Annotated in this window: 21 protein-coding genes; 16 read left to right on the plus strand and 5 right to left on the minus strand. The window is 64.0% G+C overall.

Annotated elements, in window-relative coordinates:
* Position 1: 1 nt before the first annotated feature.
* The gene (locus G6N50_RS11240; RefSeq protein WP_083096010.1) at positions 2-769 is read right to left on the minus strand and encodes an alpha/beta fold hydrolase; all 768 of its coding nucleotides are present in this window, start codon (positions 767-769) and stop codon (positions 2-4) included.
* Between the two features lie 148 nt (positions 770-917).
* Between G6N50_RS11240 and G6N50_RS11245 the strand changes: the two genes are divergently transcribed.
* A complete protein-coding gene (locus G6N50_RS11245; RefSeq protein ID WP_083096012.1) occupies positions 918-1307 on the plus strand; it encodes a beta/alpha barrel domain-containing protein in 390 nt (129 codons plus the stop codon).
* Positions 1304-1516 carry a ferredoxin gene (locus G6N50_RS11250; RefSeq protein WP_083096014.1) on the plus strand — a complete coding sequence of 71 codons (213 nt, stop codon included), beginning with the start codon at positions 1304-1306 and terminating at the stop codon, positions 1514-1516. Before G6N50_RS11245 ends, G6N50_RS11250 begins: the two co-directional genes overlap by 4 nt.
* Before the next feature lie 36 nt (positions 1517-1552).
* On the opposite strand, the gene G6N50_RS11255 is transcribed toward G6N50_RS11250, so the two are convergent.
* Both G6N50_RS11255 and G6N50_RS11260 read right to left on the minus strand, forming a co-directional pair.
* Complete coding sequence (locus G6N50_RS11255; RefSeq protein ID WP_083096016.1) at positions 1553-2488, minus strand: NADP-dependent oxidoreductase; 936 nt, start codon at positions 2486-2488, stop codon at positions 1553-1555.
* Between the two features lie 219 nt (positions 2489-2707).
* Positions 2708-3256 carry a TetR/AcrR family transcriptional regulator gene (locus G6N50_RS11260; protein ID WP_083096019.1) on the minus strand — a complete coding sequence of 183 codons (549 nt, stop codon included), beginning with the start codon at positions 3254-3256 and terminating at the stop codon, positions 2708-2710.
* A 106-nt stretch (positions 3257-3362) separates the two neighbouring features.
* On the opposite strand from G6N50_RS11260, the gene G6N50_RS11265 reads away from it, so the two are divergent.
* From G6N50_RS11265 to G6N50_RS11305, 9 genes are all read left to right on the plus strand, one after another.
* Positions 3363-4766: an aromatic ring-hydroxylating oxygenase subunit alpha gene (locus tag G6N50_RS11265; RefSeq protein ID WP_158086082.1), complete on the plus strand. Its 1404-nt coding sequence runs from the start codon at positions 3363-3365 to the stop codon at positions 4764-4766.
* Positions 4766-5308: a 3-phenylpropionate/cinnamic acid dioxygenase subunit beta gene (locus tag G6N50_RS11270; protein ID WP_083096022.1), complete on the plus strand. Its 543-nt coding sequence runs from the start codon at positions 4766-4768 to the stop codon at positions 5306-5308. Before G6N50_RS11265 ends, G6N50_RS11270 begins: the two co-directional genes overlap by 1 nt.
* A 16-nt stretch (positions 5309-5324) precedes the next feature.
* Positions 5325-6143, plus strand: coding sequence for a 3-(cis-5,6-dihydroxycyclohexa-1,3-dien-1-yl)propanoate dehydrogenase (gene hcaB / locus G6N50_RS11275; RefSeq protein WP_083096024.1), 819 nt, complete (start codon positions 5325-5327; stop codon positions 6141-6143).
* A gap of 214 nt (positions 6144-6357) precedes the next feature.
* The gene (locus tag G6N50_RS11280; RefSeq protein ID WP_083096111.1) at positions 6358-7782 is read left to right on the plus strand and encodes an aldehyde dehydrogenase family protein; all 1425 of its coding nucleotides are present in this window, start codon (positions 6358-6360) and stop codon (positions 7780-7782) included.
* Between the two features lie 144 nt (positions 7783-7926).
* A complete protein-coding gene (locus G6N50_RS11285; protein WP_083096027.1) occupies positions 7927-9366 on the plus strand; it encodes an aldehyde dehydrogenase family protein in 1440 nt (479 codons plus the stop codon).
* A 28-nt stretch (positions 9367-9394) separates the two neighbouring features.
* Positions 9395-10843 carry an aldehyde dehydrogenase family protein gene (locus G6N50_RS11290; RefSeq protein WP_142275601.1) on the plus strand — a complete coding sequence of 483 codons (1449 nt, stop codon included), beginning with the start codon at positions 9395-9397 and terminating at the stop codon, positions 10841-10843.
* Between the two features lie 143 nt (positions 10844-10986).
* Positions 10987-11796, plus strand: coding sequence for a Rieske 2Fe-2S domain-containing protein (locus tag G6N50_RS11295; protein ID WP_264028692.1), 810 nt, complete (start codon positions 10987-10989; stop codon positions 11794-11796).
* Between the two features lie 422 nt (positions 11797-12218).
* Positions 12219-13538 carry a bifunctional 3,4-dihydroxy-2-butanone-4-phosphate synthase/GTP cyclohydrolase II gene (locus G6N50_RS11300; RefSeq protein WP_083096033.1) on the plus strand — a complete coding sequence of 440 codons (1320 nt, stop codon included), beginning with the start codon at positions 12219-12221 and terminating at the stop codon, positions 13536-13538.
* Positions 13539-13710: 172 nt separating this feature from the next.
* Positions 13711-14328: a TetR/AcrR family transcriptional regulator gene (locus G6N50_RS11305; protein WP_083096035.1), complete on the plus strand. Its 618-nt coding sequence runs from the start codon at positions 13711-13713 to the stop codon at positions 14326-14328.
* Between the two features lie 117 nt (positions 14329-14445).
* On the opposite strand, the gene G6N50_RS30095 is transcribed toward G6N50_RS11305, so the two are convergent.
* Both G6N50_RS30095 and G6N50_RS29345 read right to left on the minus strand, forming a co-directional pair.
* Entirely contained in the window at positions 14446-14730 is a 285-nt protein-coding gene (locus tag G6N50_RS30095) for an integrase core domain-containing protein (protein ID WP_083096037.1), read from the minus strand.
* A complete protein-coding gene (locus G6N50_RS29345) occupies positions 14675-15157 on the minus strand; it encodes an integrase catalytic domain-containing protein (RefSeq protein WP_211283002.1) in 483 nt (160 codons plus the stop codon). Before G6N50_RS29345 ends, G6N50_RS30095 begins: the two co-directional genes overlap by 56 nt.
* Before the next feature lie 377 nt (positions 15158-15534).
* Here G6N50_RS29345 and G6N50_RS11320 point away from each other — a divergent pair, with 377 nt between their 5' ends.
* The 5 genes from G6N50_RS11320 to G6N50_RS11340 are packed head-to-tail and all read left to right on the plus strand — an operon-like array spanning position 15535 to position 20825.
* Entirely contained in the window at positions 15535-16593 is a 1059-nt protein-coding gene (locus G6N50_RS11320) for an alpha/beta hydrolase (RefSeq protein ID WP_083096040.1), read from the plus strand.
* A 2-nt stretch (positions 16594-16595) separates the two neighbouring features.
* Complete coding sequence (locus G6N50_RS11325; RefSeq protein ID WP_083096042.1) at positions 16596-17453, plus strand: SDR family NAD(P)-dependent oxidoreductase; 858 nt, start codon at positions 16596-16598, stop codon at positions 17451-17453.
* 23 nt (positions 17454-17476) lie between these two features.
* A complete protein-coding gene (locus G6N50_RS11330) occupies positions 17477-18397 on the plus strand; it encodes a reductase (RefSeq protein WP_083096044.1) in 921 nt (306 codons plus the stop codon).
* Positions 18398-18399: 2 nt separating this feature from the next.
* On the plus strand, positions 18400-19896 hold the full coding sequence (locus tag G6N50_RS11335; RefSeq protein WP_276053474.1) for a flavin-containing monooxygenase: 1497 nt from the start codon (positions 18400-18402) through the stop codon (positions 19894-19896).
* Between the two features lie 14 nt (positions 19897-19910).
* Positions 19911-20825: a MerR family transcriptional regulator gene (locus G6N50_RS11340; protein WP_083096048.1), complete on the plus strand. Its 915-nt coding sequence runs from the start codon at positions 19911-19913 to the stop codon at positions 20823-20825.
* Positions 20826-20959: the final 134 nt, after the last annotated feature.

Raw genomic sequence — 20959 nt, forward strand, 5'->3', positions numbered from 1 at the left:
GTCAGCTCTCCTCTCCGGCCAGGAACTGCCGAATCGCGGCGGCGCAGCCCGAGGGGTCGTCACTGAGCGGATCGTGTCCGACTGCAGGCAACAACTTCGTGCGTGCACCCGGTATGACGCCGGCAATCAGGCCGGCGTGCGTAGCGGGAACCACACGGTCCTCTTCCCCCCACACAATCAGCGTCGGCGAAGAAATCGCGGCGGCGCGAGTGGCGAGCGAGAGGTCACAAAGGTACGGATTCCACCCAAACTTCGCCAGTGAAGCCACGTTTCGCCGATCCTCGACCGCTTCCCAGTTCGTCGGTGCCTTCGACCTATTCGCGTATACGAGGTCTAGCACGGTGTCTCTGGGACGATCGAAAATGTCTTCGCGCGGTTCGCCTTTGATGCGAAAACCGAGAGTGTCGATGAGCACGAGTTTTTCCGGCGGCGCCAGCAGCGCGAGCTCGATGGCCAACCACCCGCCGAACGAATGACCGATCATCGAGACGCCGAGCAAGTCGGCCTCCGCCAGCGCGATCCGCAGCAGCGGCGCCACGTCGAGTACTCGGCGGGCCTCGCGGGGGGTGGCCAGGTCACCAAAGCCGGGAAGCCGTAGCAGATGCACCCGGAAGGACGAGGCCAGTTCGTCAAGTGCCGGCGTCCAATAAGGCCCCACGAAGCTTGGCAGGACGACGACGTCAGGCCCTTGACCCTCGACCCGCGCTTCGAGCGCCCACTCTAAAGCTGCAGTCGGCACTAGCAGCATCCTTTCCTCGGTTGTCAACATCAATGATGATATTACTACGTTGATGTCGATTTTCTCAAGATACGATATCCGATCAAGATGGACGAGGCCACCGTTTGCGGTGCGCGAAGATCGACCCGTTCGCGAACTACCCAGAGCTGCGCGAGGTGACGCGTGGCCGGCTCACCTCATGCCCATCGACTCATTCGCCTACCCACTGGCGAGCACCTATCCGGGGGCGGTCACGGCCTGCTGGGCCACCGGTGCGGGCATGGGACCTCAGCCGTCGGTCGCAGTGATGGACGCGATACTGGCCGGCGACATGGACCGTGCCAAGCGGATCCCCGAAGAGATGGCCTTGGCGTGCGAGACTTTCCTTCCACCGCATGCATTTCCGGTGTTCGCGCACTACAACCTTCAGCTTGAGCGGACACGCATCCAGACCGCCGGGTATTGCAGTCCCGGACCAATTCGCCCGCCTTACAACGTGCTTCCCGAAGATCTCGCCGACGGCGCACGCGAGTGCGGTCGGCGCTGGGCCGAGCTTGTCAAGAAGTTTCGGGGCAGACAGGTCCGATGAAGGTTCGCGTGGATCGGGTGAAGTGCAAGGGCTACGAGCTGTGCACCGGCGAGGCCCCCGAGGTGTTCGATGTCGACGAGTCGGGCAAGGCGTTCGTCGTCGATGCATACGTCGAACACGTACCCGCGGAGCTGGCCAGGGCGGTCCGGGAGGCAGAGTTCGTCTGCCCCGAACACGCGATCCTGGTGGATGACAGCGAAACCGACTAACGCACAAGGCGTTTGGGTTCAGCGCGCTGAACTCACCTAGGGCCGAAGTACGATCTTGCCGCGGGTATGGCGGCGTTCGAGGATCGAGTACGCGCGCTGGACCTCATCGAGCGGAACAACCTCAGCAATCGGCACTTCCAGTTGTCCCCCAGCGATCATTGCGGCAAGTTCGGCCAACACAGCAGCGCCGGCCGCGTCCTCATTGCCCACAAACATGACCCCGAGCGCTCCGAACCGCTCCAACGCCGGGAAGTCGATGATGGTGTCGATGCGCTCCGGTGCAGTGCCCAGCTCGGTTATGGCTAGGTCGACGTAGCCGCCGCCGAAGAAGTCTAGAAACGCATCGACGCGGCCATCAGGTGACGCCAGGCGCAACCTGTCGGCCAGACCATCGCCGTAGTTGACAGGGATCACACCATGTGCAGCCAGCCACTGGTCGTTGGACGGGCCGGCGATACCGAGCACAGTGGCACCGGTGCGCTTCGCCAGCTGTACAGCTATCGCGCCCACCCCGCCGGTGGCGCCAGCGACCGCGACGGTGTCGCTGGGCGTCAACTCGACCGAACCGACCGCGGCGTATGCCGTTGTGCCGGAAACAAAGAGAGCACCGGCGGCTTCCCACGACACTGCTGAGGGCTTGGCGGTGAGTTGCTCGGCGGGCACCACAACGAATTCGGCCTGACTGGCTCGGCTGTTCGTGAAACCCAGCACTGCGTCGCCCGCCGAGAACAACTCGACGTCAGGGCCGACCCGGGTGACGACACCGGCCAGATCACTGCCCTGCCCGCAGGGAAACGTCGCCGGGAAGAACTCGTTGAACATACCCTGGCGAATCATGGCTTCACCTGGATTGATACCAGCCGCCTTCACCTCGACCAGCACTTCACCAGCGCCCGGCACCGGGCGGTCAACCTCTCGTACCTCGAGCACGTCCACGCCGCCGTAGCGGTCGAACTTTACTGCCTTCATCAGCCGGCCTTTTCCTCCGCCGTGTGTCGTTACAAGCGCGCCAAACGCCGAGAGTAATGGTGTTTCCCTGCAGATCCTCCAGGGACAGGGAAATTCTCACTGCGCTTCTTGCATCAAGGGCAGTTCGTCGCTCGTGGGCTGCGCGACATTCCCGGGAAGGGAGGCGGGCGGGTGAGCTGACGCGCGAGATAACCGCTCGAATGATGTTGCGGTAGCAGCCAACTAAGACAAGAGTCGCCGAAGCGCGACGTCCAGTACCTCGCGACGGCTGCGGTCGCCATGATCGGCGATGATGTATTGGTCGCCCATGAAGAGCGCCATTGCGAGCATGCAGCGCGCTTCGACGTCCTCCTCGTCAGGGCAGAAAGTCCCGAACAGGGAACGCAGGTATTCCATTCGCCGGTTGTCGACGCGTCGCACGCGCTTGGCGACGCTCTTGTCGCGCCGGGCCCAGTCGCGAATCGCAAGCTCGGCACTTACCTCTTCGTTGATAGTGGACGGTGGCGAGAACAATCGCCACACCTTCGCCTTGGCGTCGCCCCCGCTGGTATCGACCCAGCTGATCACCTCGTCGACTCCGCGCTGTTCCCACGTGTCGAGCATCTCGTCGAGCAGGGCGCCCCGGTCCTTGAAATGCCAGTAGAAGCCACCTTTCGAGACGGCGAGCGCCTTCGCCAGCGTCTCGATTCGGACAGCGTCCGGACCGCCGGCGGCAAGCGCTCGGAGCCCTTGTTCGACCCAACGTCGGCGCGGTGTCCGTGCGGTGGCCATGTCCTTGTCTAGCTCCCTCTCTAGCGGATCTCGAGTGTTGACGTCCATCCGCCCCGACGCCTATCGTCTTCTATACGGTAGCGTATGGAAGGACGATGACCAGCCTATGACCGTTGAGCCGCGGGTGCGACCCAACCGCGACGCCACCGTCGGTGACGGCATACTGGCGGACGCGAACTCGATCGACGACCTCGTCCGGGTCGAGGCGCGTGAAGTGTCGGCGCGAGTTGTCAGCGACCCGGCGATCTTCGCGCTCGAGTTAGAGCGGATCTTTGATCGGGTGTGGGTGTTCGTCGGCCACGAGTCTGAGATTCGCAACAAGGGCGATTTCGTCGTCCGCTACATGGGCTTGGACTCGGTGATCGTCACCCGCGACGAGCAAGGTGGCGTCCACGTTCTGCTGAACGTCTGCGCGCACCGCGGGACGCAGGTGTGTCGCGCCGAACGCGGCACCCGGACCACCTTCGAGTGCCCGTATCACGGCTGGATCTACAAGAACACCGGCGAGCTGCGGGGCATGCGGGCACAACGGATGATCTTCGGCGACGAACTCGACAAGAGCCCGCTGGGGCTGCGGCGCGCGCGCGTCGAAAGTTTCCACGGGCTGATCTTCGCCACCTGGAACATCGACGGCCCGTCGCTGCGGGAGTACTTGGGCGACATGGCTTTCTACTACGAGCTGATGCTCGGGCTCACCGACGGTGGCTTCGAGGTCGCCGGTCCACCACAGCGCTGGATCGTGCCCGCCAATTGGAAGCTCGCGTCGGAGAACTTCGCCGTCGACAACACCCACATCTTCTCCGTGCACAAGTTCGTGTCCGAACTCGGACTGATGCCGATGATGGATCCCATTGGGCTGCAGTTCTTGACGCTGGTCTCCGATCCGGAGCACGGGCACGCGTTCATGTCCGGCTTCACGGCTCTGGCGTTGCTGGGCGCCGGGGAGATGTCCGAACAAGAGACCATCGAGCGCATCGCCGAGTCGGTGGGTGTCCCGCCCGAGGTAGTGCCCCAGGTTCATCAGCATCTGCGAACCGAGCTGCAGCGCCGGGCATTCCAGACGATGATGCCGTCGGTCGGTTCGCTCTTCCCGAACTTCGCCTTCCTCAACCTCAACCTGCCCACCGAGCGCGGGCAGTCGGAGGGCGGAATACCGCACATGCTGAGCATCCGGGTGTACCAGCCGCGCAGCGTCGACGAGATGGAGATCTGGTCGTGGGGACTGGTGCACAAGGAAGCCGACGCCGACCTCAAAGTCGCGGGCGCCCGGGCGGCGCTGCGCACCTTCGGGCCCGGCGGCACCTTCGAGCAAGACGACGCCGAGGTCTGGTCGGTGGTGCAGGCCAGCTTCCGCGGCAGCCAGGGTCGCCGCCACGTCAACCGGTACCTGGTGACCGTGCCGCAGCTGGAATCCGACCTGCCCGGTGTGCTGCGTCTGGGCGGCGGGACCGACGACACCATGCTCGAGTTCTACGCCAAGTGGCGCGAACTGATGGCCGCGGAGGCGTGATGTCCCGCGCTGTCGAACGAACGACCACGCGGCTGCGGATGACAGATCCGCGTTATGCCGAGGTCAGCGAGTGGCTCATCGAAGAGGCCGAACTGCTCGACGGCCGCCAGTTCGAGGCCTGGCTCGCTCGCCTCGCTGCCGATGTGAGCTACCGGATGCCGGTCCGTCAGACGGTCGATGCAGTGGACGAGGAGGAAACCCCGTCGACCTTCCACTATTTGGATGAAAATTACGAGTCGCTGTGGGTGCGGGTCCAACGACTGATTGGCGGGGCCGCCCAGTCCGAGAGCCCGCCGTCGCGGACCCGGCGGCACGTGTCGAACGTGCGGGTCGCGACCGGCGGACGCGACGATGAGCTCACGGCCGCCAGCTACCTGCTGCTGCTGCGCAGCCGACGCGACGACCCGGATTACCAGACCATTTCATGCGAGCGCCGCGACCGGCTGCGCCGAGTCGAGGACGATCGCCTGATGCTGGTGTCCCGCGAGGTCCTTGTCGACCAATCCAGCCTGGGTGTGTCGAACCTGTCGATATTCCTCTGACCCAAGGAGACAGCGCGTGGGATGGCTTGACGGCGTAACCGTGCTGGCAACCGGCGCCGGGTCCGGGATCGGCCGGGCCGCGGTCGATGCATTCGTCGGCGAAGGCGCCAAAGTCGGTGTGCTCGAACTGGTTTCGGAAAAGGCGCAGCGGCTCAGGGCGGATCTCGGTGATGCCGTCGTCGTCGTGGAGGGTGACGCCACCCGGATGGCCGACAATGAGCGCGCAGTGGAGGCGACGGTGGCGGCGTTCGGTGGGATCGACGTGCTGGCGACATTCGTTGGGGTCTTCGACTTCTTCCAACCGCTGCGCGACATGGCTGCGGACGTGCTGTCTCCTGCCTTCGACGAGATCTTCGCGGTGAACGTGAAAAGCTACCTGTTCTCCGCCAAGGCCGCGCTCGCCGAGTTGGAGAAATCGGAGGGCAGCATCATCTTCACCGTGTCCAACTCCGGGTTCTACCCAGGCGGCGGGGGCGTTCTGTACACCGCGACGAAGTTCGCGGTGCGGGGCCTGGTTGTCGAGCTGGCGCACGAGCTGGCACCCAAGATCCGCGTGAACGGCGTGGCACCCGGCGGGACGACTTCCGACTTGCGCGGTTTGCGTGCGCTGGGGCTGCACGACATCGCGCTGCTGAGCGGTCCGCCGGAGGAGCTGCGCGCGCGGATGGCCGAATACTCTCCGCTCGACTATGACCCCGCGCCGTCCGTGCATGCCGGCGCGTACGTCTACCTCGCGTCCAAGGCCCGGACCGGTGCGGTGACCGGCACCATCATCCAGTCCGACGGCGGCCTCGGCGTCCGCGGCATGATGCGCGTCGCGGGCCTCAGGTCATGACTTGCTGGCGGCGTTTCTGGCCGAGCTGCAGTCGCCCCGACCGCCGGGCAACGGGTGCCGTGCGAGGGCCCGGGGCCGACATCCATGACGATATCCCTACACTAATGTCGAGGCTAGATATATTATCTGCGAATAGGTGTCCGTCAGCGTCGCCCCTGACCCGCGATTTTTTCCGTGTTAGGTGACGCAGCCAGACGAAGGGGAACCGCGGGCGATGCCTGGAGAATCGGTAGGCGCAGCCGAGGCTGACCAACCGCCGGTCGCCGAGGCCGCAGAGATCGTCAACGGGCTCCGCGCCACGTTTCGCGCCGGTGTCACCCGGCCCGTCGCCTGGCGCCGTTCCCAACTAGCGCAGCTGCGCCGGATGCTGGTGGAATGCCAGGACGAACTGCTCGAGGCGGTGTGCATCGACCTTGGGAAGGCCAGCGCGGAGGCATACGCCGCGGACGTCGGCTTTGCGCTCGCCGAAATCCGTCACATGGAGGCTCACCTCGAGGAGTGGATGGCGCCACAACGCGTGCCGTTGGGGCTCAAACTACGGCCGGGCAGCGCCCGCGTGGTCCGGGAGCCCCTCGGCGTCGTGCTGGTCATCGCGCCGTGGAACCTTCCCGTTCAGCTGCTGGTGGTCCCCATGGCCACCGCGCTGGCGTCAGGCAACGCGGTGCTCGGCAAGCCCTCCGAGGTCACGCCTGGTGTGTCTGCCCTACTCGCCCGGCTCATCCCGCAGTACCTGGACGAGAGGGCGACCGCGATCGCGGAAGGCGGTGTCGAGGAAACTACCGCGCTGCTCGAACAGCGCTTCGACCACATCTTCTATACGGGCAACGGGCAGGTCGGCCGCATCGTCATGGCCGCCGCTGCCCGCCATCTCACACCGGTCACCCTCGAGCTCGGCGGCAAGAGCCCGGTCATCGTCGACCGCAGCGCCAAACTCGACGTCGCTGCCAGGCGCATCGCCTGGGGCAAGTTCACCAATGCCGGTCAAGCGTGCATTGCCCCCGATTATGTGCTCGTCCACCGGGACGTCGCAGGTCCGCTCGTTGAGCGGTTGACTGCGGCAGTCCGCGACTTTTACGGCGACGACCCGAAATCCAGCGGCGATTTCAGCCGGATCGTGAATGCGCGCCATTGGCGACGACTCAAGGGCTTGCTGGACGCCGGCGGGTTCGCGACGGTCGCATGCGGGGGCGATTCGGACGAGGCGACCAACTACCTTGCCCCGACCATCCTTACCGGCGTTGCGGCCGATGCCGCGGTGATGCGTGACGAGATCTTCGGACCGATTCTTCCGGTGCTGGCCGTCGACGACGTCGATGCAGCGATTGAGCACGTAAACGCCGGTGAGAAACCGCTTGCGTTGTACGCGTTCTCCGAGGATCGCTTCGTCGTCGACCGCATCATCGGCGCGACCTCCTCGGGCGGTGTCTGCGTGAACGGCACGATCCTGCAGGTCGCCGTCTCGGACTTACCGTTCGGAGGCGTGGGCGCCAGCGGGATCGGTGCCTACCACGGCCGGTGGGGTTTCGACACATACAGCCATCGCCGCGCGGTGCTCACCCGCTCAACCCGCTTCGACCCACCGATGATGTATCCGCCGATCGGTCCGCTCAAGGCGCGCCTGATGCGCCGCTTCCTATGACCAAGCCAAGTCACCGCCGCGAACGGCGCCAAACGGAAAGTTGTCTAGACCATTCCCTTTGAAACTTGATAAAGTATTTAGTTATCGGGTGAGCTGTGTCATATCCAGGCCGCCCAAGTCGCACCCAAGGAGGTTGTTGCCGGTATGAGCTTCGACGCGCACATGACGATCGGCGGTAAGCCGGTCACCGCCGATGAATGGGTGCCCGTTCCCAACCCCGCTCACTTGAGCCGAGAAGTGGGCCGGTACCCGAGAGGCACCGCGGAGCATGCGGACATGGCCGTCGACGCCGCCGCCGCGGCTTTTCCCGATTGGCGCGCGACACCGGTAGCCGAGCGAGCGGAGCTGCTGACCACGGCGGGCGCAAAGCTCGCCGATCCCCCTAACGAGCGGGTGGGCTTGCTCACCGCCGAGAACGGCAAGCTGCTGCAAGAATCCGCGATCGACTTCGGGATGGCGGGGCAGGCGATCGCGACATATGGATCACACCCCGAATGGGCGGACGGGCGCGTGATCGACGACGAGCGTGGCCGGCTCGTCGTCCGGAGGCAGCCGCTGGGGGTTTGCGTCGGGATCGTGCCCTGGAACTTCCCGCTCATCGTCGGCAGCCTCAAGATCGCCCCTGCGCTACTCGCGGGCAACGCCATGATCGTCAAGGTCCCCGAGTTCGCGCCATTGGCGACGCTGGAGGCTCTCAGCGAGATGGCTGCGCTGCTGCCGCCCGGAGTTCTCAACGTTGTTTCCGGATTCGGACCGGAGGTCGGCCGCGCGCTGGTGACCCATCCCAAGGTGCGCAAAGTCGCCTTTACCGGGAGCACCGAAACCGGTCGACAGGTCATGGCCGATGCGGCCGGCCACCTGGCCCGGCTGTCCCTCGAACTCGGCGGCAATGACGCCGCCGTTCTACTCGACGACGTCGACCTCTCCGAGCAGGCGATCGAGCGGCTGGTCACCGGCGCCTTCATGCACACCGGCCAGATCTGCATCGACATCAAGCGCATCTATGTGCACGAGAGCCGTTACGACGAGCTGGTGGACAAGCTCCGCGCCGCCGTCGACCAGATCGTGGTCGGCGACGGCACCCGGCCCGAGGTGACGATGGGTCCGATCAACAACTCGCGCCAATACGACAAGGTCACCAAGCTGCTCGCGGAGACCAAGAAAAGCGCCGACACCGTGCAGCTCGGCTCGTACGCCGAGGGAACCGATGTGGCGGATGGGTACTTCATGCTCCCGCATCTCGTGCTCAACCCCGCGGACGAACTGCCGGTTGTCGCAACGGAGCAGATGTCCCCGATCCTGCCGATCATGAAATTTTCTACCGACGACGAAGCCGTCGCGCGGGCTAACGGCACCGAGTACGGCCTGGCGTCGTCGGTGTGGTCGGCCGACCAGGAGCGCGCCTACGCCGTCGCCGACCGGCTGGAAGCCGGCATGACGTTCATCAACGGGCACAGCATCTTCGCGCTGCACCCCGACGGTCCGGTCGGTGGTGCCAAGCAGAGCGGTTGTGGCTACGAGATGTCCGCGGAAGCGGTCGACAGCTACACGCAGCTGCAGTCGATCACCAATACCTACCTCTGACAGCTGCATTCAAAAGAAAGGGAATCACGTGCCCATTGAGCCGACGATGACCATCGGTGGCAAGCCGGCCACCAGCGACGACTGGGTTGAGGTTCGCAACCCTGCGGACCTCAACACGGTCGTCGGCCGCTATCCCAACGGATCCGCCGCGCACGCGGCAAGCGCCGTCCAAGCCGCGGCCGACGCGTTTCCGGCGTGGCGGGCCACGCCGCCGGCCGACCGGGGTGCACTGCTCCTGCAGGCTGCCGGGGTCGCCGGCGAGCGCACCAACGAACTGGCCCCGATCCTGACGGCCGAGAACGGCAAGACGCTCATGGAGTCGTTCATCGACTTCGGCATGGCGGCCATGACGCTGAGCTACTACGCGCCGCACCCGGAGTACCTCGAGACCAAGGTGCTCGACAACGACACCAAGCGCCTGCGGGTGGAACGGCAGCCGCTGGGCGTCGTGGCGGCCATCATCCCGTGGAACTTCCCGGTGGGGTTGGCGTGCGGAAAGATCGGTCCGGCGTTGATGGCCGGCAACACCGTGGTCGTCAAGGTCCCCGAATTCGCGCCGCTGGCCACTCTCGAAGCGCTCGGTGCGATTGCCGGGGCGTTCCCGCCCGGTGTCCTCAACGTCGTGTCGGGTCTGGGTCCGGAAGTCGGCTCGGCTCTGGTCAAGGACCCGCGGGTGCGCAAGGTCGCGTTCGTCGGCAGCACCGAGACGGGCCGGGCCGTAATGGCCGACGCCGCATCGCATCTCGCCAGCGTCACGCTGGAGCTGGGCGGCAACGACGCCGCGATCATCCTCGACGACGCCGAGCTCGACGAGCAAGCTATCGGGCGCATCGTCAATGGCGCGTTTGCCGACGCCGGCCAAATATGCTTTGCCATCAAGCGGCTTTTCGTCCACGAGTCGCGCTACGACGAGCTCGTCGACAAACTCAAGACGGCTGTCGATCAGCTCATCGTCGGTAACGGGGCCCGGCCCGAGGTGACGATGGGCCCGTTGAACAACGAGCGCCAATTCAACAAGGTGACCGCGCTTCTCGCAGAAACCAAGGGGGCCGGCCTCGAGGTCGTGCAGCTCGGCTCGTACGCCGAGGGCACCGACGCCGCCGGCGGCTACTTCATGCTGCCCCACCTGGTGCTCAACCCGCCCGACGAGGCGACCGTTGTCAGCTGCGAGCAGATGGGTCCGATTCTGCCGATCATGAAGTTCTCCGACGTCGACGAAGTCGTACGGCGGGCGAACGATACCGAGTACGGACTGTCCAGTTCGGTGTGGTCACGCGACATCGATAAGGCGTTCGCCGTCGGCTCGCGTATCGAAGCGGGTTGCACGTGGGTGAACAGCCACAACCTCTCCAGCGTGGATGTCGACGGACCCTTCGGCGGCTACAAGCAGAGCGGCGTCGGCCAAGAATTCGGCGGCGAGCACGGCATCTTGCAGTACACGCAGTACAAGACCATCACCGACAACTGCCTCGGCTGACGTCGCGGCCCACATCTCGATTTGGCGGATGCCGATAGCCCACGGCACCCGGGGCATGTCCGGTTCGCAGCGTGGATGTCAAACCGTGCGCGAACCGAGAGGAACTCATCCACAGGGGTATTCACGTAATGACTAGTGCAATAATGGTTTTGAGTGCATCGGGGCCATTGGGCCGCCAATGGTTCCCGGTGGCGAGGTCGGTGGACGTCCAGGATGGGCCCGTCGGTGTGCATTTGCTAGGTCGGGGGCTTGTCCTGTGGCGCAGCTCCAGCGGCGCGGTCGTCGCCGCTCCCGATCTGTGCACGCACAGCAAGGGGGATTTGACCAAGGGCGAGGTGAACGACGGCCGCTTGGTTTGCCCAAAGCATGGTTGGACGTTCGGTGACGAAGGTCGCTGTGTCTTCAAACCCTCCGGCTTGTCGATCAACGAGAAGGCGCACCTAAAAGTCCATCCGTGCACGGAAAGATTCGGATTGATCTGGGTGTCCCTCAACCCACCGTCAACTGAGCCCATAGATCTCAACTGCGAGGGAGACGTTGGTTACCGCAGGATCCACACCAGCGCCACGGTTTGGCGGTCGAACCCGGTACAGATCATCGAAACCCTTCTGGCGCAAAACAATCCTTCATTTGTTGACCTTGCCGCTGAAGTACCATTTTTCGTTCACGGCGCCGTCAAATCCGACGACGGGACGACGCACCGCCGCCTGGTTTCCTGCGCTCCCAGCGACAACCGTACATCGCTGGTGACGGCGGTGATATGGACGAACAGCGACGGACACGGCGACGACGCGGAAATCGTGAAAGCCACGATGGCCGACCTTGATGAGGTGAAATCGACCGCGGAAAAAGCGCCGGGTCCGGCGTCAGCCGACATTCCCGTCGGTGACGGCAGTTCCGCCGAGTGGAAACGCCAATTTCTCACCCTGATGGGCCAAGGTGTCGAACGATAAAACGCTTCTCCCATCGATCGGCGAATCATGAACCGCCTATACCTTCTGGTTCGGCTTGGGCCTGAGCTTCGGAATAGGCGCCTCATCAGCGATCTTCGACACGCAGGTCTGAGCTCTCGGTAGTCAGCCGTACGTCGACTGGGTCAGCCCATCCGACAACGAATCTCGCGCTTTGGCACGTCATCAGCGAGTCGTCGAATACGTCGAACAGGGAATTACGCCACCGTCGTGGTACCTCGATGACATTTAGAGTGTCGTACCGCTGACGGCGCCACGGTCGGCGGCCCGATACGTCGTTAGCTGCAGAGCAATAAATTGGTCCGTTTCGCTGTTTGGTGCGTGGATCCGCCGCGGATCGTATTTCGATTTCGACGTCACCGTAGTAATATCATCATCAATGTCGAACAAGTTAGGTGACGAGCATGCACACTGATAAAGAACTTCCGGTGCGGAAGCCGTTCACCTCCATCCCTGAAGCTCTCGAGGATCTACGTCGAGGCCGAATGGTCGTCGTATGCGACGACGAAGGCCGAGAGAACGAAGGCGATCTGACCCTCGCCGCGCAGTTCGCAACGCCGGAAGCGATCAATTTTATGGCCAAGGAAGGCCGAGGTCTGATTTGCCTGGCATTGACTGGGACGCGGTGTGAACAGCTCGGATTGCAGCCCATGGCCGCGCACAACGAGTCGAAATTCGAGACAGCATTCACAGTTTCGATTGAGGCCCGCGAGGGCGTCACGACAGGAATTTCGGCGGCCGACCGGGCTCGAACGATTCGGGTGGCAATCGACCCCGAGTCGAGCCCGTGCGACCTCGTGCAGCCTGGTCACGTCTTCCCGCTGAAAGCCAAGCCCGGTGGGGTGCTCGAGCGCGCCGGCCAGACCGAGGCCGCGGTGGATCTGTGCCGCCTAGCCGGCCTCAACCCGGCAGGTGTCATCTGTGAGGTCATGAACGACGATGGAACCATGGCGCGAGTTCCCGACTTGGCGACGTTCTGTCGGCGGCACCGGCTGAAGATGATTACGGTTGCCGACCTCATCGCCTTCCGAGGGCAGCATGACAACTTGGTGGAGCGAGTCGTCCAGACGTCGCTGCCAACACAATTCGGCGCCTTCGACATTGTCGGTTATCGAGCGCTGGCCGAAGGGCGACACCACGTGGCACTCGTCAAGGGCGATGTCGCGAACCGCCGTGATGTGTTGGTTCGGGTGCACTCGGAGTGTCTGACCGGCGACACATTCGGCTCGCTGCGCTGCGACTGCGGCCAGCAACTGGAGGCTTCCTTGGCGATGATTCAAGCCGAAGGCGCGGGTGTAGTTGTCTATCTTGCGCAGGAAGGTCGCGGGATCGGGCTGCTCAATAAACTGCGTGCCTACAAATTGCAGGATGGCGGCCTGGACACCGTTGATGCGAATCTTGCGTTGGGATTTCCGGCGGATCTTCGCGACTACCGGATTGGAGCCCAGATCCTCGTCGATCTCGGCCTGTCGACAATCCGTCTGCTTACCAACAATCCCAAGAAGATCCACGGTATTCACGGCTTTGGCCTCAGCGTCACCGAGCAAGTGCCGATCGTCGTGCATCCCAATGAGCACAACCTGCGGTATCTGCGTGCCAAGATCAACCGCCTGGCTCACAGCTTGGATCATGCCGGGACTCTCAAGGATGCCTCGCCACCCACCGTGGCCGGCGCCACGCCGGCTGGCACAGTTAAACAGCGAGCGACCCAAACCATCCACTGAGGAGGCTCTTGCCGACAATGAAGGCCAATCACCAGAATTTCACCGTAGTCACGACCCGCGTGTGTGTGGCGTGATTCCGGTTCCCGCCCCCATCGCGGCCAACGCGTCTTCTTCGCTACGACGAGCGAAAAGCTCTAATCACACCAAGTTCTGTTAAGCCGCTGCGACTCCGATTGCCGGGCGCGGCGCGCAGTCCTCACAGTGGTCACCGCGCGATACTGAGTTGCTCGCCGTTACGTTGCGCCTGCTGCAGCAGCATGGGTACGAGCGGTTGACGTTGGACGCCGTTGCTACCAGTGCGGCCGCGAGCAAGGCCACCGTATACCGGCGCTGGCCATCGAAATCCGAATTGATCTTGGCCGCATTCATCGAGGGGATACGGCAAGTCGCCGTTGCACCCGATACCGGCACTTTGCGCAGCGATTTGCTGTGCGTGGGAAAACTGATATGCGAACATGCCCGCACACACGCCGACACGATCCGCGCGGTCCTCATGGAGATATCACGCAACCCAGCGCTCAACGAGGTTATGCAGCAAGAATTTGTCAATCAGCGTGAAGTCTTGATCCACCATATTCTGCGGCACGCGGTCGACCGCGGTGAGATACGGCAGAACGCTATCAACAGCGACCTTTGGGATTTGCTGCCGGGCTATCTGATTTTCCGTTCCGTCATCACGAACCGCCCACCCTCTCGACGTACCGTCAGAGCCCTTGTGGATGACGTCATAATCCCCGGCCTCATCCACCCCGCATTAGCTCCTGAACCCAACCTCAGACGCGGCATTTAGAGACGACGGAAACGGCATCCCGGTAACCGGTAACCGGTAACCGGTAACCCTGCATATTCCAGGGGTGGGAAGGGTCGGTCGGTTGGTGAACACGGGCGGGCGTGTCGGGGGCCGGCGCTAGCCGGTAGAAACCTCGGGTAGCCGTTTGCAATGACCGCTGTTCGTCGGAGTATCGGTCACCAAGTTTGAACTGCATTCGGCAGCGTACTCGGCCGGCGTGCGGTAGCCCAGCGATGAGTGACGGTGTCGGTGGTCGTGGTCCTCCTTGAAGTCGCCGATGGCCACTCGGGCCTCGAGCAGGGTGTTCCAGTGGTTGCGGTTGAGGCACTCCTTGCGCAGTCGGTTGTTAAATGATTCGATGTGCCCGTTGTTCAACGGCGTGCCCGGCGGCATATAGGACATACCGACTCGACGAGCGCAAAACCATTGCAGCGCTTGAGAAATAAAACTCCGGACCGTTGTCCATCCGCAACACTGTCGGTGGCCCGCCCGCGACAGCGAACACCTTCTTTAGCTCGTCGACGAGCAGTTCGGCGGTAATCCATCGCTCGACGATGTTCAGCAGCGAGCACCGGGTGTGTTCGTCGACCATTGAGGCGATCTTGATGGCTTTGCAGTCGATGGTGGAGTCGGACTGGAAATCGATCGCCCACACCACATTCGGGTCGTCCGCCTCGATCGGTGGAATCGAAGACACCCCGGCCCGCTTCCGCGGACTACGAATCCAGACCTGCAGGCCTTCTTCGCGCTCCAGTCGGTGGATCTTCTCCTTGTTGGCCTTACGGCGCTCGTCGTAGCGCAACGCCGCCCACGCACGCGCGGAACCCATGACACGGGTGTTTGGTAGCATGCGAGCGCAGCCATGCCACCGTATCGGCGTCAGGATCGGCCGGGTCTGCGACAGTGGCAGGCGGCGGTGCGTGGAGCGGACCAGCCCAACGGCGTTGCACACCAACCATTCCGACATACCCAACGTTGTGGTGAGCACGTCGACGGCGCGACGCTTAGCAGCTGGGCGGCTCAGAATTTTCCCTTCGCGACCTCCCGCACGAGTCTTTGAACAGCTCGGCTTCGGCCAGCAGCCGCTTGAGCCGGGTGTTCTGCCGCGCAGCTCTTTGAGTTCCTTGGCGGCGTCGGTGTCCCTGTAAGACCCTTCGCCCAAAGCTGCCATTGACTAATGTCACCATTTGTTGTTGACTGCGTTGCATGACGGACGGCGTTCCGGCTCGTGGGTCGTTGCGATCCCGTGGCGCGGCCGCGGTGAGTACGTACACCCTGCGGCCGATCACCAACGTGATTCCGCCCGAAACGGCCTGGGGGCTATGGCTATCGCGCCAGATCGTCGCCAGAATCATGGGGATGCTCGGCCCTTCGCTCGCGGGCACCCGCGTGGAATCGGTGGACGTCAGGCTGCCCGACGGCCGCCGCGTCAAGGGTGAATGGGTCTACGGGCCGCGAACGCCCACGAGCGAGATCGAACGCTCATCGACCACCGCTAACCCGATGGGCGCCGGCTCTTCTCGCGAGCGAGCTCGCTCGGCGACCGTCACCGAAGCCATCTACTACGTGCACGGCAGCGGGTACGCCGTGTGCTCGCCAAAGACGCACCGCCGCTTGACATCCTGGCTATCCGCACTCACCGGCTTGCCGGTGTTCTCGGCCGACTACCGACTCGCACCCCGCCATCGCTTCCCCACCGCTGCCGACGACGTCCGCGCGGGCTGGGACTGGCTGGTCAACACCTGCAGCGTGCCGCCCAAACAGATTGTGGTCGCCGGTGATTCGGCGGGCGGTCATCTATTAATCGACCTGCTGCTGCAACCCGACATCGATCACCCCGCCGCACAGGTGTTGCTCTCTCCCCTGTACGACCTCACCTTCGCGCTGTCGCTGGCACGCGAACGGATACGTCCCGATCCCGCCACCCGGGCGGCCAACGCGGTCCGACTGGTCGGCCTGTACCACAACGGCGTCGACCTCACCCACCAACGGCTGACGCTCGACGTCGCCGGCGGCCCCGCGCTTTCCCCGACCCTGATCCAGGCCGGTGGAGCCGAGATGCTGCAAGAGGATGCACGCAAGCTCGCCGCCGACATCCAAACCGCCGGTGGCAGATGCGATCTGCAGATCTGGCCCCATCAGGTACACGTCTTCCAGGCGTTGCCACGCATGACACCCGAGGCCGCCAAGGCGATGGCCTACGTCGCGCGATTCATCGCCCACGCCTTGCAGGATGCGCGCGCCCTCACCGAGGAGGCGCACTGACCATGCTCGGACCCCTGGACAGGCTGCTCAGCCGCCCGAAGACCAGCCGCCGCGCCTCGGCGGTGGTGACCGGCGCCGGCAGCGGCATCGGCGCGGCCTTCGCCGTCGAACTGAGCAAGCGCGGTGGCAAGGTCGTATGCAGTGACATCGACCAAGCCGCCGCCCAACAGACGGCCGACACCATCACCGAGCAGGGCGCCGACGCGGTAGCAATCCGTTGCGACGTCTCGCGATTCGAGGACGTGCAGGCGCTGGCCGAACAGTCGCAGTCCTGGTTCGGGTCGGCGCCCACTCTGGTGATCAACAATGCCGGCGTCGGCGCGGGCGGTGCGGCCATCGGCGACGCGCCGCTGGACGATTGGCATTGGACCCTGGGCATCAACCTGTGGGGTCCCATCCACGGCTGCCACGTGTTCACGCCGATCCTGCGCGACGCCGAGCCGTCACACCCGCCGCGGGGCATCATCAACGTGGCCTCGGCGGCGGCATTCGGCGCGGCTCCCGGCATGGCCGCCTACAACGTCAGCAAGGCCGGGGTGCTCTCACTCTCGGAGACCCTGGCCGCCGAATTGGCCGGCACACAGGTGAAAGTCACCGTGCTGTGCCCGACCTTCGTGAAGACCAACATCCTCGAGTCCGGCCGCATCAGCGAGCAATCTAGCGAACTGGCCGCAAAACTCATGCGCTGGACGGGATTATCCGCCGAGAAGGTCGCGCGCACCTGCTTGGACGCCCACGACCGCGGCGACCTGTACTGCATGCCGCAATACGACGCCAAGATCGGCTGGAACATCAAACGCCTGGCCCCACAGACCTACACGCGTGCGGCCGGCCTGATATCCCGAATCAACCTGCCCTGATCACCCAACGAAAGGAGCTCACGGTGGCCATCGACATGGAAGCCATGCTCGCCAAGATCAAGGATCGCCAGTGGGCACTCGCCGACATCGACTGGAATGCGCCCGGCGCCGAAATGATCAGTGATGAACAGCGGCCACAGCTCAAGGCGTTCATGGCCGACCTGTGCTGGATCGAGAACATCGGCGCCAGGGGCTTCGCGGCGCTGGCGAAGAAGGCACCCACACCGACCATCGCCGAGATCTACCGCTACTTCCACGCCGAGGAGCAGCGCCACGCCAACGCCGAACTGGCACTGATGAAGCGCTGGGGCATGCTCGAGTACGGTGAGATTCCCGAGCCGAACGTGAACATCCGACTGGCGATCGACTGGTTGGACCGCTGGGCCGACGACATGCCGCTGTCTCTGCTGGGCACGGTCATTCCGATGCTCGAAGTCGCACTGGACGGCGCCCTGTTGAAATTCCTCCTCGACGAGGTGCACGATCCCATCTGCCACCAGGTTTTCGAGAAGATCAACAATGACGAATCACGTCACCTGGTCGTCGATTTCGAAGTCCTCGACATGATCGGGCACGCGAAGATCCGACAATTACTGATCGACTTCGTAGGTCACAATGCCACTCCGGGTCTCATCATCGGTGCGATCATGGGCGCACCGCTGATCAACAGGATCCGCAACGAGATCACCGCCATGGGTATGGAGCCAGAGCGGCTTTACCGGGCTGTGAAAAGATTCAAAGAGCTTGGTGATCGCGGCGAACGTACCAGGCGGGTACCGACTTATCGTTTCCTGAGGCGCTACGCGGGAGTGGTCACAAATCCACGCCACCCCTACCACCTGCTGGCGAATTCGATGGTGTGGCTTTCCGACCGATATCCGCGGCCCCTGCTTCCGTCGGTACCGACTTGGGTTGGAGAACTCACCCACGAGCCGGCGGCGTGACCATGGCGAACAACCGCACCCACGCGGCGCTCATCGTCGGAGCCGGCTTCACCGGGCTCGGGGCGGCAATCCGCTTGGCCGAAGCCGGAGTCGACGACATCGTGATGCTGGAACGCGCCGACCGGGTCGGCGGGACCTGGCGCGACACCACGTATCCCGGTGCCAGCTGCGACGTGCCGTCACTGCTGTACTCGTACTCCTTCGTCAAGAACCCGGCGTGGTCACGCACCTACTCGCCCGCCCCCGAGATTCATCGTCACCTCGAGGACATGGCGGACAGATTCGGCATTCGCAGCCGCATCAAGTTCGGCCATGACGTCAAGGACTTGACCTTTGACGAGGAAGCCGGCATCTGGACCGCGACCACCAAGAACCGCAAGAGGTTTCGTGCCCGCACCGTCGTGCTGGCCTCGGGTCCGCTGTCCGATGTCCGCTTCCCCGATATCCGGGGCCTGGACAGCTACCGCGGACACAAGATCCACAGCGCGCGCTGGGATCACGATTACGACTTCACCGGCAAGCGCGTCGCGGTCATCGGCACCGGGGCCAGCGCCATTCAGATCATCCCCGAGCTGGTCAAGCGGGCCGAGTTCGTCAAAATCTTTCAGCGCACACCGTGCTGGGTGCTGCCACGCTTGGACGTTGCCACCCCGTCGGCCGTGCAATCGCTGTTCGCCAAAATCCCTGCCACCCAACAACTTGCGCGCCAGGCGCTGTACTGGGGCCACGAAGCCAGCGCCACGGCGCTGGTCTGGGACACCCCGCTGACGTCGCTGGTCGCCCGGTTGGGGCGGGCGCACCTGCGCGCCCAGGTGAAAGATCCGTGGTTGCGGCGTCAGCTGACGCCGGACTTCCGGCCGGGGTGCAAACGCATGCTCGTCTCCAGCGACTACTACCCCGCGCTGCAACGCGACAACTGCAAGCTCATCGACTGGCCGATCGCCACATTGAGTCCGGTCGGCATTCGCACCAGTGACGGCATCGAACACCATCTCGACTGCATCGTGTTCGCCACCGGTTACGACGTGCACCTGACCGGTCCGCCTTTCGGAATCACCGGACTCGGCGGCCGGTCGCTGGCCGCGGAATGGACCGATGGCGCACAGGCTTACAAGAGCATCAACGTGCACGGGTATCCGAACCTGTACGTCATGACCGGGCCCAACTCCGGGCCCGGACACAACTCCCTGCTGGTCTACATCGAGGGCCAGCTGGACTATGCGGTGCGCGGCATCACCACCGTTCTCAACAACGACCTGCGCTACCTCGATGTGCGCGAGGAGGTACAGCGTCGCCACAACGCGGGCATTCAGCGCCGACTCACCAAGACGACGTGGATGTCGGGGTGCCGCAGTTGGTACCTCACCAAGGACGGATTCAACGGCTCGATGTATCCCGGTTTCGCCACGCAGTATCTTCGCCAGATGAGGGATTTCCGGTACGAGGACTATCAGGCGGTGGCGCGCCACGCCCAGACGCGGGCCACCGCGTCGGCCTGAGATGCCGCACTGACATGGCCACCCAGCGCGCATCGCGACCGGAACCCGGCACCATCGCCAGCGTGCTGCACAATGTGCGGCGCGCACCCAAACGCGTTCGGCGCCAATCGCGGGAGTACCGCCAGCTCATCGAGGGCGCGGTGTCACAGCTTTTCGACGCGGCGGCCCGGCACCCGCACGGCGTCGCGAACTCCGGTGAGTATCGAATCGACGACCTGGCCCGGTTGGCGGGCACCACCACCCGCAACATCCGCGTCTACCGTGACCGCGGATTGCTCCCCCCGCCATTGCGGGTCGGCCGCATCGCGTTGTTCAACGACACCCACCTGACCCGGCTGCGGCTCATCACCTCGATGCTCGACCGCGGCTACAACATCGCGCACGTGCGCGAAATGCTGGGCGCCTGGGAGGAAGGCAAGAACCTGGGTGACGTGCTGGGCCTGGAGACGGCTATCGCGGGCACCTGGACCACCGAGAAACCCGAGACGATGTCGGTGGCCGACGCGCAACGACTCGTCGACGACCCCGACGCGTTCAACCGCCTGGTAGGGCTGCAGGTGATCCGGGTCGATGGGACGCAGGCCAGCATCACCCGCCCGAAACTCATCGAAGCATTCAACGAAATCCGTGACTACGGCGTCAAATTCGACAAGCTCATCGATCTCCACGAGCAGATCGTCCCGGAGATCGACAAGATCAGCGACATGCTGGTGCGCGCCGGAGCCGAGCACGTGCTGGAACGCATCAAACCCGGCGAACCGCTACCGGCCGATGCCGAGATCGCCGAGCTGATCACCATGCTGGTGCGCTTCCGCACTCAGGCAGTGGCGACCGTCACCGCCACGCTCGCCTCGTCCATCGAATCCAACATCGAGTCCCTGGTCGGTCGGATATTGGCCGACTACCTCGAATCGGGCTCTTCGGCCTGAGCCTGCGGTCGCACGCACCTCGTCGCGCGCACGCCTCCTCAGACGTTCGGGCTTTGCTAAACGGTGACGACGACGCAGGTTGGGCAGGTAATTGTGCCCGTACAGGCCGCAGCCGCCGGGTAAGCGAGGGCGAG

The organism is Mycobacterium mantenii (assembly GCF_010731775.1).
GTDB classification, from domain to species: domain Bacteria; phylum Actinomycetota; class Actinomycetes; order Mycobacteriales; family Mycobacteriaceae; genus Mycobacterium; species Mycobacterium mantenii.

Excerpts from the sequence above, each read along its gene's own strand:
- G6N50_RS11240 (WP_083096010.1), bottom strand. The coding sequence starts at position 769 with ATGTTGACAACCGAGGAAAGGATGCTGCTAGTGCCGACTGCAGCTTTA.
- G6N50_RS11245 (WP_083096012.1), top strand. The coding sequence starts at position 918 with ATGCCCATCGACTCATTCGCCTACCCACTGGCGAGCACCTATCCGGGG.
- G6N50_RS11250 (WP_083096014.1), top strand. The coding sequence starts at position 1,304 with ATGAAGGTTCGCGTGGATCGGGTGAAGTGCAAGGGCTACGAGCTGTGC.
- G6N50_RS11260 (WP_083096019.1), bottom strand. The coding sequence starts at position 3,256 with ATGGCCACCGCACGGACACCGCGCCGACGTTGGGTCGAACAAGGGCTC.
- G6N50_RS11265 (WP_158086082.1), top strand. The coding sequence starts at position 3,363 with ATGACCGTTGAGCCGCGGGTGCGACCCAACCGCGACGCCACCGTCGGT.
- G6N50_RS11270 (WP_083096022.1), top strand. The coding sequence starts at position 4,766 with ATGTCCCGCGCTGTCGAACGAACGACCACGCGGCTGCGGATGACAGAT.
- G6N50_RS11280 (WP_083096111.1), top strand. The coding sequence starts at position 6,358 with ATGCCTGGAGAATCGGTAGGCGCAGCCGAGGCTGACCAACCGCCGGTC.
- G6N50_RS11285 (WP_083096027.1), top strand. The coding sequence starts at position 7,927 with ATGAGCTTCGACGCGCACATGACGATCGGCGGTAAGCCGGTCACCGCC.
- G6N50_RS11295 (WP_264028692.1), top strand. The coding sequence starts at position 10,987 with ATGGTTTTGAGTGCATCGGGGCCATTGGGCCGCCAATGGTTCCCGGTG.
- G6N50_RS11300 (WP_083096033.1), top strand. The coding sequence starts at position 12,219 with ATGCACACTGATAAAGAACTTCCGGTGCGGAAGCCGTTCACCTCCATC.
- G6N50_RS30095 (WP_083096037.1), bottom strand. The coding sequence starts at position 14,730 with ATGTCCTATATGCCGCCGGGCACGCCGTTGAACAACGGGCACATCGAA.
- G6N50_RS29345 (WP_211283002.1), bottom strand. The coding sequence starts at position 15,157 with ATGGGTTCCGCGCGTGCGTGGGCGGCGTTGCGCTACGACGAGCGCCGT.
- G6N50_RS11320 (WP_083096040.1), top strand. The coding sequence starts at position 15,535 with ATGACGGACGGCGTTCCGGCTCGTGGGTCGTTGCGATCCCGTGGCGCG.
- G6N50_RS11325 (WP_083096042.1), top strand. The coding sequence starts at position 16,596 with ATGCTCGGACCCCTGGACAGGCTGCTCAGCCGCCCGAAGACCAGCCGC.
- G6N50_RS11335 (WP_276053474.1), top strand. The coding sequence starts at position 18,400 with ATGGCGAACAACCGCACCCACGCGGCGCTCATCGTCGGAGCCGGCTTC.
- G6N50_RS11340 (WP_083096048.1), top strand. The coding sequence starts at position 19,911 with ATGGCCACCCAGCGCGCATCGCGACCGGAACCCGGCACCATCGCCAGC.